This window comes from Shewanella sp. NIFS-20-20 (assembly GCF_019209865.1).
In the GTDB taxonomy this organism is placed as follows: Bacteria; Pseudomonadota; Gammaproteobacteria; order Enterobacterales; family Shewanellaceae; genus Shewanella.
The window spans coordinates 46820-59163 of the sequence record NZ_JAHUTT010000019.1 but is presented as its reverse complement, the minus strand read 5'-3'; the positions used below and the strand labels follow the sequence as shown (position 1 = coordinate 59163).

Here is a 12344-nt window from a genome sequence, read left to right as displayed (position 1 = left end):
CTTGGTTATATTGCTTCCAGTTGCTGATTTTGTACTTTGCCTTACCCATCATCGTCACCCATCTCAAAGTTCTAATGATCTGATCGTGGTTCTGATGATTAGTTCAATGATTTAGGAAACAACGCCGCGCTCAAGCCCAAACACAAGAAGACTATGTTAATTTTGGCGGTTCGGTTCGCGCCAACTATCACTGGGTTGATAACAACCCAACCAGCGCCGACAAGGGCGGTGAATTCAAATTTGACGTAGTCACCGCAAAAGTCAGTGCCAAGCAAGGCGATTTTGGTCTGGAAGCAGAATACCGTTTCACCGGTAGCGATAATTTTATCAAGTACGGCTACGGCTACTACAACGTTAACCCAGATCTGCAATTGCAGGCGGGGATTGCCATGGTGCCATTTGGCAACCCTAATATCGCCTCTAACTCATGGTGGATGAGCATTGGTTACTACATGGGCTTCGAAGAAGACTATGACGCGGGCATCAAGGCTATCTACAGCAAGAATGGTTGGACAACTGACATCGCTTACTTTAACGGTGCCGAGTACTCTGCCGACGTATACAAGAAGTACGCCGGTGATATCGCCACTGGCGACATCAATGGCAATGAGTACCATAACGAAGAACGCAACCAGTTCAACTTGCGCCAGACCTACACCGTTGAGCATCACGGTGGTTCAACCACGTTCGGCGGTTCTGTGCAGTACGGCCAGCTGTATAACAGCCTGACCAACAACAGTGGCGATCGTCATGCATTTGCACTGCATATGAGCAGTAACTACCAAGGCTGGAATTTCACAGCACAAGCCATCACCTATGAATTTGATGCCGCTGACTCTAAGCTGGATACCATCGCCTTCGCCCAAGGCGGCTGGTTATTGGAAACGGCCGACAAAGGTCAGTTATATACCGTTAACCTTGCCAAAACCATCGGCACCGACTTTGGTAGCGTTAAAGTTTATAACGACTTCAATCTGATGACCCCAGATGTTGACGGTGAAAACTTTAAAAACAGCTATCAAAACGTCACCGGCGCTGCGATTGTTGCAGGCCCAACCTACAGTTCTATCGACCTGTCATTTGCCAAAAACATGTGGGGCAGTTCATTGGATGCTTCAGGCATTGGTTTAAACGATGGTCGTGATAAGTGGGATGCCCGCATCAACATTAACGTGGGTTATTATTTCTAAACCAATCTAAGCCGCAAGATGTAGCCCCTGACTCAGGGGCTTTTTTTTTCATCAAGAATGAATTTTCTTCGGGAGAGCGATCACGAATTGGCAAACTAACGTCCCTCCAGCGTGATCCTATTCAAGCTTATTGCTTGAAAAATTTCGTATCTTGCTGCTATTAAAAATAACAAGGTTCGCCAGCGAGCCCACACAAAATAGGGATAAGATGAAAGCACTTACCACTATCGCCAGCCTAGTTGCGGCGTCACTAATTTCTAGCGCCGCCATGGCGTCTGGCCCGCAATGTAACCACGCTCAATTGCCATACCAGCAAATGACACCGGTGCCATATGATAGCTCACCACACGTTCCTCAAGACACCATGCCAGAGCAGTGTCGCGATCCACAAGTTGAAGCGTATATTGCTGACTGGGAAGCGGGGAAAGTTAACTTCTCGACCATTCAACCCAATGACAGCATTGCTAAAGATCAGCGCTTCTGTAAGGGCCTTGACGATCAGGGTAACGTTTTAGAAGTGAAAGACTGCGATTTAAATAATGCACCAGTGGGTTACTTGTGGAAAGACTTAGCCGATGCGCCGATGGTGATTGGTATCACCAATGGCGGCAAGTCTGATCACGAACCGCACTTCCACGGCCAGCCTGAGTGTTACTATGTGGTCACAGGCCAAAGCCCTACCTTGGCAGACAACAAATTCCGTCCGCTGAAGAAAGGCCAGTATTTCTATATTCCCGGTAACCATATCCACAATACCCCCATCATGACAGATGAAGGTTTAGGTGTGATGTATTGGTACCCCAATAACGCCCACTTCAATGGCTTTAAATATTACTGGCGTAAAGACGTGAAGAACTTACGCGTCGCAGAAGAAGCGTTTGATCGCGTCGATGAGATCCGTAAGCGTGATCTTGATTTAGGTCCATACGGTACCAACCAAGATAAGTTTAACTAAGCACTAAAGTGCTTGGCCTGCAGTGAGTGGCTGCCCAACGGCAGCCAACACTCTGGCCTGATCTTCGAGCCACAGCACTGCCACTTGCTGCTGTGGCCATTCTGATTTTGGCTGCCATTGCCATGTCCCTTGATTGGCTGTTAATGCTTGCTGTTGATGCAGTAATACCACAAAATCTTGCGCTAAGATCTTGCCTCGATTTTCACCACGCGCTATCGAGGTCTCAAGCCCCATCCCCACAATCGCCATATGCAATGTCACCCCTGATGGGGCCTGATACGCATGATCAATGGTCCAGATAAGATCGTTAGCCTCGATACATAATCCCAAATTCGTGGCCATGGCAACCCTTGCCGTAGGTGACGGCGCAAGATAGCCAAGGAGCCCTTGCCATCCTCGCCATTCTTGGGCGTTAATCAGGATTTGAGGAGTATAGACATTACGAGTATGGCGCTGATTAAGATGCAAATATTGCCGTTCACTAAACTCGCTGCTCGAATAAGGATCGTGCCAGCCAAGGTAATTCCAATAACTTACATGAAAGGCCAAAGGAAACACCGAATGCCACAGCAGAGGATCATCACGCCAGCGATTCAACCAAGCATCTGCCGGTGGGCAGGAACTGCAGCCTTGGGAGGTAAATAATTCAATCCATTGCAGCGGTTGCTGCGACTTGCTCTGCTGGCACTGCTCAGCCCCGACGTTAAGACTGATTATCAAGCCTGCTATCAATAACTGAACTCGCCACATAAGCTGCTCCATTGGGGAATATCATCAATAGACCCCAATGCTCAGCAAAATATTACACCATGGCAGATTTGAGGCGGCGCTGACGCTGCCACAGCAATAACTGCAATAAGCTAAACCCCAATGCCACCGCCACCGCACCTGCAGCTAAATAGCTCCAACCGACATTGAGTAAATAAAACCCCATCAAGGCGCCACTGGCCGTCACTAATGCTAACGGGATTTGGGTGATCACGTGCTCATAGGGGGTACAACCACTGCTGGAAGCACTAATCACGCTAGTGTCAGAGATGGGTGAACAATGGTCGCCAAACACCGAACCGGCCATGACGGCACTGAGGGCGGGCAGTAACATGCTGATATCTAATTGATGGCTTATCTGAGCACCAATAGGGATCATGATGGCAAACGTCCCCCAACTCGAACCGGTACTAAATGCCATCATGGCACACAACACAAATAGTCCGGGAACTAACAAGGTTTGACTAAGGTATTGCTCCGCCCAATACGCGAGTAACGAGGCGACATTAAGATCGTCAATGACCTTACCAATCATCCACGTCGACAATAAAATACCAATGGCAAATAGCATCATGCCGATACCACCAACCACGCCATTAAGCATCACGGTTACGCCGCTACGGGCCTTAACCATACTGACTAAAGTCACGATCAAGGCGAGCAAGCAGGCATTACGCATTGCCACCCCAATATCTGCACTGGCAAGCCATTGCGTGATCCCGCCATCAGGTGCCGCATTCATGCCCGACACCAAAGTAAACCCAACAGCTCCGGCTAATAAGGTCAACATAGGCAATAGTAATAACCAAGGGCCAAGCGATGAAGAACCGCCAAGCTCGGTATCGTCTATGGCAATAGCGGGCTGCTGCCCACGCTGGAAGCCTTGACCAGTATAAGCCAGCCAAAGCGCCATCAATAAGGTTAACATGGCATAGAAGTTACCTTGGGCCACCACGATAAAGGCCGACAACGGCGGTAACGTCATAAAACTAATACTCGCCAGCAGTGCCATGACGTAAGGACCCCAACTGGAAATGGGTAACAAGGAGCACAACGGCGAGGCATTGGAGTCCACCAGATAGGCCAGCTGAGGCGCGCTGATTTGATAACGGCGAGTGAGGGGGCGACACACATGCCCGACGGCCAAACAACTAAAAATCCCGTCAATAAACACCAAGTAACCTAAGAGCACCACCCCGAGTCTCGCTTGACGCCCACTGGTAATTCGCCGGTACAGCCATTGACTAAAACTATCGACCGCGCCACTGACGCTAAATAGCCGAGTCATCATCCCCAGCATTAACATGGCTGCCAAGACATTTAAATGCCATTGTTGCCATTGATTGTCGGCATAAAACAGCTCGCTCGCGGTGGTGGTTAGGTAGGTTATGGTGGTGACTATCGAAAAATCTTGGATCAATAAGGCGCCAGTGACAATCCCTCCCAATAAGGCCAATAAGGTTTGACGAGTCACTAAAGCTAGCACCAAGGTGAATAACAAGGGCAAGAGTACGATTGGGTTTACATCCATGCGAGCGAAGACTTCCAAAGCAAAAGTAATGACGCTCATCATACCTCAAGCGACACCGCAACATTCAATAGCCTTTATCAAGGCTTGAGTAAAAAGACCCCATCTGATGACTAGCTGAGTCAGCCTTGACTCGCGTTAAGCAGGCGAGCGCGCAGTTTACCATTCGCTACTAATTGCATATCGACTGGCATAAGGCCCCGAAATCAGAACTAATTTTATGATTATCCACTTATGTGATGTTTTTTTGGACGCTCAAGCGAAACCGCTATTCCATCAACCGAGGACACTGTTAGAATCACACTAACTAAGACCACTCATTAGGATGCCCCATGAGCCTCGAATTATTATCAAAACTGGAAACTAAGATCCAAGCCGCCCTCGAAACCATTGAATTACAGAAAATGGAATTAGAAGAAGAAAAACTGAAGTCAGCTGAATTGCATCAACAAGCGGCAGAGCTGCAAGCGCAAAACCAAAATTTGCAGCTGGAATTAAACTCATGGAATGAGAAAGTTACTGGCCTAGTCGGACTGCTGAACAACCAAGTCGATTAAGCTGACTTGCTCGATTCGGTATTCAGAATGCGTAGCACCCGCTTGTAGATAAATTACAAAGGGTGCCAAGCATCACACACTGTTAGCACATGCCACTGACCCATCACGCCTGCAGTGCTAATTGATTTTGTTTTTCAATCAGGGCGTTCAACTCAACCACCGCCTGTTTAATTTTAGGCTGGCCTTTTCTCGGCAATAAAAATAGCCCTTTTTCGAACTCAAGTCGCCCCAGATCTTTAACCCAAATGGCTCCCGAAAGAAAAATACGCACATGTTTAATTATGAGTTTTGGGGCATAGACAGGAAAAACTCTCATAGGACCTCCTTGCAAATCATCCTTTCATCACTCTCACTGCCAACATCAACAGATTAAGCTTATCAGTGAGTATGACACCTGAACCACGCATTTGGTTTCGTAAAAAAACACAAAATTGGCTCTATGCTCCACAAAATTGTATATACATTTTTCGCGTTGGCCAAACACCATTTGTAACAACATGAAACCAAAGTTAACAATTTGTGGCTTGCCGGTTTTTTGACGCTTTGATAAATTAACCAAGTTACTCAGGGTAAAACTGAGCCTAGTGGCTCAATAACCGCACGCCTTGCGACCAAGGTGTGCGGTTTTTTTGGGGGGTGACAATTGGCCACAAAAAAGGAGCCATCACGGCTCCTTTTCCAAAGAAAATCAATTCACTCAGTCTTGCTTTTCTGCCAAGAAATAGGCGATATCTAGCATCTCATCGTAAGACTTAATTGCATTGGTTTTCACTAAATATTTACCGTTAACCACCAAGGCAGGCACCCCTTGAATTTTGGCATTTTCAGCATCGCGCTTCATGTTAGCCACTTGTGCATTGACCATAAATGAATTGGCCGCCGCATCAAAATCCTTACCTTCGACGCCATTGGCAATAAATAAAGCACGAATATCGTCACGGTTGGTAAAGTGCTGACGCTTCTCATGAATGGCGCTAAACATGGCCGCTTCAATTTTGGCTTCAACACCTAACTGGCGTGCAATCGCAAAGGCACGAGACATTTCAGGGCCCATTTCACGACCGATGAACTCAACATGCGACTGATTAAAGGTCACACCCTTAGGTAAGGTCGACTTGATTTGAGGCACGACTGTGTTCGCGAAATTAAAACAGTGACCACAATAAAATGAGAAAAATTCTTTAATTTCAGGCTTGGGCGTTGCAGGTCCCTTGTTGATCACTTCGTAATGAACACCTTCTTTGTAGTCAGCAGCCATGGCCGTCATTGGCGCTAGCACTAATGTCAGTGCAATCAAAAAAGCTTTTTTCATTTGATTCCCTTAAAGTTTGGTAAAACTATTGTCATTACTCAAAAGATTAACATATTGCCAAATTGGAGTGTATCCCTCCAATAAAGTTCCCTACGACCAACTTGGACCAAACCGTAATGGGGCATCTTGCATCGCCCGGCGTTGACCATTGAGGTCTTGCAACGATTGATACCAGAAGTCCACCTCGCCAAACCACGGAAAATGGTTCGGGAATGCCGGATCGGACCAACGTTTAGCCAACCATGCATTATGGTGCAACATTCGTAAACCTCGCAGAGGCTCAATCAACTGCAACTCATCGGGGTTAAAATGGCTAAACTCGTTATACGCCTCGACGATAACGTCCAATTGCAGTAACTGCTGACTGCGCTCGCCAGACAACATCATCCAGATATCTTGCACCGCGGGCCCCATGCACGCATCATCCAGATCCACCAAGGTGGCCCCATTGTCCGTCCACAAAATATTGCCAGGGTGCAAGTCGCCATGTAATCGAATCGCTTGGTAATTTTTGCCCGCCATTTGCTCACAAATATCGTTAAGCAATAAAGTGGCTGTCGATAAATAGTCATTTTTAAGCGCGCTGGGGATCAATTGACATCCACGCAGCGATTGCAACGCAGCTTGCCCCCAGGCGTTAGGTTCGAGTACCCGCCGGTGTGAGAATGACCGCGTAGATGAGATAGCGTGGAGCCGACCTAGACTGTGGCCCACAATTTCTAAATGATCTAAATTATCCACCTCAAATGGTCGCCCGCCCATCGAGGGGAATAGCGCAAAACGGTACCCATTAAAATGATGCAAGCTGGCGCCATGGATCATTAATGGCGCAACCACAGATAGCTCATCATCTTGTAAATCAGCAGCAAACTCATGCTCTTCTTGGATCTGTTGATTGCTCCAGCGATCGGGGCGATAAAATTTCACCACATAGCGATGGTTGTTTTCACAGCGAAATTGGTAGACTCGATTTTCATAACTGTTGAGGGTCAATAGCCCAGATTGAGGGTAAATCCCGAGGGACTCGATGGCGTCTAACTGAACATCAGGCGTGAGGCCATGAAAGCCGAAATCATTAACTGCAGACATTATAGAGATAACCTCTTAGTGTGGATTAAAGGACGCATTAACCCGGCGAGAAACACTAACACCTCGGCCGTTTCGCTATGATGACTCTCGGCGGCAAACCAGCAGACTTGGCCATAATCCTCATAATGAAGCCATAAACGGCAATCTTCAAAATCCAATAACCATTGATGCCTATCGGCTCCCCATTGCTGTTCCAGTACCCGACAATCTAAGGCCTGACATAACTGCAGCGCAAAGGTCTCAAAACTCTCAAGCGTGACCTCTGCCCTAAATTCGATAACCTGATCTTCAGCGCGATATTCCACTGAATGCAACCCTAAATGCCCTGGCATAGCCGACTCCTAAAACTAACTACTGCAAGATAATACCAGACCTTGCGCCCAATTCGGCGCAGCCTGAGCATAATGCTCTTGGCCTGGCTGCTCATCGAATGGTCGTTGTAACACTGACAATAGTTCAGCAACCGCTTGTGGGTGACCACTTTCAGCCGCCTCAATGGCCTCTTGAGCGAGGTAATTGCGTAAAATGAACTTGGGATTAGTTTGGCGACGTTGCGCTTGCCAGTCATCAATATCGCCCACATCCGCCAATCGGCGCCGATACGCGTTAAACCAATCTTTCATGACTTGCGCTGACACGCAGTCGTCTTGCCAAGGAGCCTGTTGATCTTTCGGGCTAACCACAGAAAATTGGCGCATAGTATTCGTGTAATCAAGGCGGTTTTCTTCCAGAGCGAGCATTAACGCAGAGATCAGCCCCAAATCGGCACGCGTCTCTTGTGGCGTAATCCCCAATCTGGTGGTCATGATGGCAACATAATGATCCACCAGCAGGCGCTCAAAACTATCAAGCCCTGCCACTAAATCATCCGAGGGGATTATCGGCACCAGCGCCTGGGCCAGCCGCTGTAGATTCCATAAAGCCACCGCCGGCTGCCTGACAAAACTGTAACGCCCCTCACTGTCAGAATGATTACAGACAAAAGACTCTTGGTAAGTGTCTAAAAACCCAAAAGGCCCATAATCTAGGGTCTCGCCCAAAATGCTCATGTTATCGGTATTCATCACCCCATGGGTAAAACCATAGGCTTGCCATTTGGCAATCATCAAGGCTGTACGCTCAACCACCTGAGCAAACCAGGCTTTATAACCTGCGGCATCGCCGCTGAGTTCGGGGAAGTGCTGACGGATGGTAAAGTCGAGTAAGGCCTGTAGCTGTGGCTTACTTTGGCGCGTGTGGGTGACGTATTCAAAATGACCAAAACGAATATGACTGCGGGCGAGCCTTACCGTAATGGCTGCGGTTTCACGAGACTCGCGCCACACCGGCAAATCAGAACCCACCACCGCCAAAGCCCGGGTAGTAGCCACGCCTAAATGATGCATGGCCTCAGACGCTAAAAATTCACGCAATGAAGATCGTAGCACAGCGCGGCCGTCACCATGACGTGAGTAAGGGGTTGTCCCAGCGCCCTTGAGTGACATTTCATACGCTCCTTGAGGCGTATTTAAATTGCCAACAATCATTGCCCGCCCGTCCCCTAATTGCGGGCTATAACCACCAAATTGATGGCCGCTATATACTTGCGCAAAGTAATGACCCAAACCGTTATCTAATAACTGATTACCCGCGCATTGCTCCAGCAAACTTGCTGTTGGGGTTAAACCACCAAGCAGTGCGGCGGCGTCATCGCTCCAAGCTAACCAACGGCTGGCGCCTATGCCTTGGGGCTGAGTCTTAGAGACTAACTGAGGCAGCTCAGTGAAATAGGGTTGACTGAAGGATAAATCGGGCGTCAAAGCGTCAGGTTTCATCGGGCATGTCTCCTGTGGTCGTGCGCGCGCACGGCCAACTGACTAAGTATTAGGCGCTGCGAGCTGTCAGTGACGTTGCTCGCAATGAAGACCGTTGGCCGTTTGCTGGCAATCTAAGCCGCACACAAAGACACCATTGTCAGTGCCAGCGAGCTTTATCAACCCGGCACCTTTGCGCTGGCAATGATCTAAGTTTTGGTAGTAACCCGCAATCGCCTGAGTCTCTAAGGTCGCCGGCGCTTGCGTGGCATCCGGGTAGTAAAACAGCACCCACTGGGGTTGCTGATGACAGGCAGACAACAGCAGGGCAAACAGGCAACACCCGATTAATCTTTTTGACAAAGTACACCTCAACGCGGTCAGTTCATTGCAAATGAACCGCTATTCTACGCGCTAATGCACCAAAAAATAACGCTAAATTCAATGAGGCTATTGCGCATTGGCCTTCTGCTGCGCTCGTTGCAGTCGGGTTTTTCGCCCAGCAAACCCCGTGACAGTACCGTCATCTAACCCTAAGGCTAAGGCACTATCACATTGTGCTATCGCCGCCGAAAAATGGCCCGCATCCGCTAATAAAGTCGACAACTGCATAAATACTTGGCCCGAAGGGGTGGTGGTTGCTGCCAACAGAGTTTGATGCCAGCCATCCAAGCCTTGAGATTGTGCCAAGACATCGCTCTGCTTGCGCGCCTTATAGCATTCTTTGACTAAGCCACTAAACAGGCCATACGCGTCAGCACTTGGCGCCTGTTGGATCTTGCTTACTAGCTCAGATAAATCGGATTGAGAAAATTGGATCCCGTCAGCAGCCTCATCCCCCGTATTTGGCTCGGCTTGGGCACGGCTCACCATTGAGGGGGTATCAGCCACCGGCGCTGGTTCCTCGGCCGTCACAACACTCGCCTGTTGAGGCTTAGGAGTCTCATCACGAGTACTGCTGGTAGGTTCGGATGACGTGCGAGGCTTAGCCACCTCATCAACCACTGAAGATGTTTGCTCTGGCGCGGGGTGAGACTGACGCTGCGCTGCACTCTCCGTCGCGCTGTCATCATGGGTTGGCTTATCCGCGGCTTGAGATCCTTCTTCCTCGCGGGCAAGGCGTTGAGCTCGTATATACAAGTAAACCCCAAGGGCAACCAACAACACTATGACGATTATTTTCATGTAGATTTCCTTGTCGCAGGAAGAGATAGATATCTCATTCCATTATAGATTGTCATGAATTATGCGGGGTTTTGGCGAAAAATTCACCTGCTAATGTTTAACATTTTGTGTAAGGTCACTGGCGCGTGTCTGGCCTTGACTTGAGGCATGCCACCCGCCATGGGCAAATACCTGATGCCAGGCATCTTGATCCTGTCGCACCTACTCCCCCCGCCTCTGCGGCAGTGACAACCATGATCCTGCCCAGGGCACGGCTATCCGTTAGCACTGCTAACGCCGCCAACCTCAATGGGCAATGTGTTGCTGGCGGTGAGCGCTGATGGTGTCATTTCTCACATGCGCACGCGCCTTGAGTGACCATAGGCAACCCGTGCTCGAGCGCTAGCGAGTCGCTGCAGTAAAACCCGCGCTTGAGCGCAAGTACTTTACGCAGGAATGCTAAGCGGCGATTGAAAATAAGTCGGTTACAACAACAGATTCAATGAACGATTACCACCGACAACGCGCTCGATAGTTAGAGCTAGCTCAAATTTTAACAGTCAATTTATGTTGTTAGTCGGCAATTACGATAATATTAAGGTACATATTGCATGCAGGTTAATAACATGACAGAACTCATTCAATTTCACGGCCCATTATTAAACGAGTTCAAGACCTTATCTGCCATGATTGCCATATATTGTCGCCATCAGCATGGGGGCGACCACTTGTGTGGCGACTGCCAATCCCTGTTGGAGTATGCCAATATGCGCCTCGATCGCTGTCCTTATGGCACCACTAAGCCGACCTGTAACAAGTGCCCCGTCCATTGTTATAAGCCCGGACCCAAAGCCATGATGCGCGATGTCATGATCTTTGCCGGTCCGCGCATGCTCATCCATCACCCGCTATTAGCCCTTAAACACCTGATGAAAGAACGCCAATCGGTGCCCGCGCTTCCGCCAAAAGGCGCTTCGAATCGCCACCAGCGTCAATCTTAAGTACTAGATTTGAATTAAGATTCCTTTAGAAAACTTAGCAATGTTTGTTCCTCGGTCATTGAAGCTGTTATACATAACAGACGAGGTGATCCATGCCGGAATTTAATCAGTTTTTACAGCAAGCGTTTTGGTGGATGTCGTTATTAGCGGCCATCCACTGCTTTCTGCTGGGCTTGTATATGCGCTACCTCTATCAAGAGCGTACCCCAAACCACAAGCTACTGGCGGCGTTGTTAAGCTTAATGGGGATATATTTTCTTAGTGGCACCCTGGTTTCAGGGCAATTGCCTTTGCCGCTCCATTTACTCTATCTCAGCGTTTTCCCCATCTATTTTCTATTGATGCCACTGCTCTACTTATATTGTTACCGCAGCTTACATAAGATCACGACACCACTGAGGCTGTCTTGGCACTTTATGCCAGCATTGATTATTTTAATCGTGGTCATCACTGCAATGTTATGGCGTCAACTGTGGCTCAAAGCCCCGCTACTTAGCACCCCCAATGACATCTCAGAACTCACACAACTGGGAGTGATTGGCACCGCGATCCCTGGGCTACTGACCCTGCAAGCGACAATTTATTTTTTCTTGATATTCAATACACTAAGGCAATTTCGAGGCCGAGCAAGCCGCGCTCATCAAATGAGCTTAAGAGACATCAAGTTTCGCTGGTTACTGGTACTCACCTTATGCCTGATGGTGAACTGGTTAATCCGCACCCTAATGCTAACTGTGCCCTTTTATTTTTACATCGATTTGCCCGCGGCAAGTTTGGTACTACCGCGATTACTGATGTTGATCAGCATCTATGCGTTGGCCTTCTATGGCCTAAAGCAGATCACTCGCGCCGCATATTTACGCGGTAAGCTCTCTATCACGCCGGCGAATCACGCCAAAGCGAGCAGCCAGTTACTCGATTCGGAAGAGCTAGCGTTTTTGCATAAAGTATTGACCGAGCCCCCAAGTCATAAATAGTCAGCATAAA

At 48.6% G+C, this 12344-nt stretch carries 14 protein-coding genes; 5 read left to right on the top strand and 9 right to left on the bottom strand.

Translation table 11 applies throughout. The features are described 5' to 3' along the window. Positions 1 to 389 precede the first annotated feature (389 nt). Positions 390 to 1190, top strand: a complete 801-nt coding sequence (locus KU855_RS08315) for a hypothetical protein (RefSeq protein WP_218529831.1) — start codon at positions 390 to 392, stop codon at positions 1188 to 1190. A 208-nt stretch (positions 1191 to 1398) separates the two neighbouring features. Continuing rightward, positions 1399 to 2145, top strand: coding sequence for a cupin domain-containing protein (locus tag KU855_RS08310; protein ID WP_218529830.1), 747 nt, complete (start codon positions 1399 to 1401; stop codon positions 2143 to 2145). A 3-nt stretch (positions 2146 to 2148) separates the two neighbouring features. Here the strand turns inward: KU855_RS08310 and KU855_RS08305 are convergent, their stop codons facing one another. Together KU855_RS08305 and KU855_RS08300 are read right to left on the bottom strand one after the other, a co-directional pair. Beyond that, a complete protein-coding gene (locus KU855_RS08305) occupies positions 2149 to 2895 on the bottom strand; it encodes a DUF1223 domain-containing protein (protein WP_218529829.1) in 747 nt (248 codons plus the stop codon). A 52-nt stretch (positions 2896 to 2947) separates the two neighbouring features. Further along, the gene (locus tag KU855_RS08300) at positions 2948 to 4444 is read right to left on the bottom strand and encodes a Na+/H+ antiporter NhaC family protein (RefSeq protein WP_218529836.1); all 1497 of its coding nucleotides are present in this window, start codon (positions 4442 to 4444) and stop codon (positions 2948 to 2950) included. A 329-nt stretch (positions 4445 to 4773) separates the two neighbouring features. On the opposite strand from KU855_RS08300, the gene KU855_RS08295 reads away from it, so the two are divergent. Beyond that, positions 4774 to 4998, top strand: a complete 225-nt coding sequence (locus KU855_RS08295) for a cell division protein ZapB (protein WP_218529828.1) — start codon at positions 4774 to 4776, stop codon at positions 4996 to 4998. 103 nt (positions 4999 to 5101) lie between these two features. Here KU855_RS08295 and KU855_RS08290 read toward each other — a convergent pair whose 3' ends face one another. From KU855_RS08290 to KU855_RS08260, 7 genes are all read right to left on the bottom strand, one after another. After that, positions 5102 to 5314: a DUF1107 domain-containing protein gene (locus tag KU855_RS08290; RefSeq protein ID WP_218529827.1), complete on the bottom strand. Its 213-nt coding sequence runs from the start codon at positions 5312 to 5314 to the stop codon at positions 5102 to 5104. A 381-nt stretch (positions 5315 to 5695) separates the two neighbouring features. Continuing rightward, a complete protein-coding gene (locus KU855_RS08285; RefSeq protein ID WP_218529826.1) occupies positions 5696 to 6310 on the bottom strand; it encodes a thiol:disulfide interchange protein DsbA/DsbL in 615 nt (204 codons plus the stop codon). A 90-nt stretch (positions 6311 to 6400) separates the two neighbouring features. Then, entirely contained in the window at positions 6401 to 7399 is a 999-nt protein-coding gene (locus KU855_RS08280) for a serine/threonine protein kinase (RefSeq protein WP_218529825.1), read from the bottom strand. After that, positions 7399 to 7731 (bottom strand): DUF3630 family protein, encoded by a 333-nt coding sequence (locus KU855_RS08275; RefSeq protein WP_218529824.1) that lies wholly within the window; start codon positions 7729 to 7731, stop codon positions 7399 to 7401. The genes KU855_RS08280 and KU855_RS08275 overlap by 1 nt, the downstream gene beginning before the upstream one ends. Positions 7732 to 7746: 15 nt before the next feature. Next, positions 7747 to 9213, bottom strand: coding sequence for a YdiU family protein (locus tag KU855_RS08270; RefSeq protein WP_218529823.1), 1467 nt, complete (start codon positions 9211 to 9213; stop codon positions 7747 to 7749). Positions 9214 to 9279: 66 nt separating this feature from the next. Further along, a complete protein-coding gene (locus KU855_RS08265; RefSeq protein WP_256260933.1) occupies positions 9280 to 9555 on the bottom strand; it encodes a hypothetical protein in 276 nt (91 codons plus the stop codon). Positions 9556 to 9642: 87 nt separating this feature from the next. Beyond that, positions 9643 to 10377 carry a hypothetical protein gene (locus tag KU855_RS08260; RefSeq protein WP_218529822.1) on the bottom strand — a complete coding sequence of 245 codons (735 nt, stop codon included), beginning with the start codon at positions 10375 to 10377 and terminating at the stop codon, positions 9643 to 9645. Between the two features lie 605 nt (positions 10378 to 10982). Between KU855_RS08260 and KU855_RS08255 the strand changes: the two genes are divergently transcribed. Both KU855_RS08255 and KU855_RS08250 read left to right on the top strand, forming a co-directional pair. Beyond that, the gene (locus tag KU855_RS08255) at positions 10983 to 11357 is read left to right on the top strand and encodes a nitrous oxide-stimulated promoter family protein (protein WP_218529821.1); all 375 of its coding nucleotides are present in this window, start codon (positions 10983 to 10985) and stop codon (positions 11355 to 11357) included. Between the two features lie 92 nt (positions 11358 to 11449). Next, positions 11450 to 12334, top strand: coding sequence for a hypothetical protein (locus tag KU855_RS08250; protein WP_218529820.1), 885 nt, complete (start codon positions 11450 to 11452; stop codon positions 12332 to 12334). Positions 12335 to 12344: the final 10 nt, after the last annotated feature.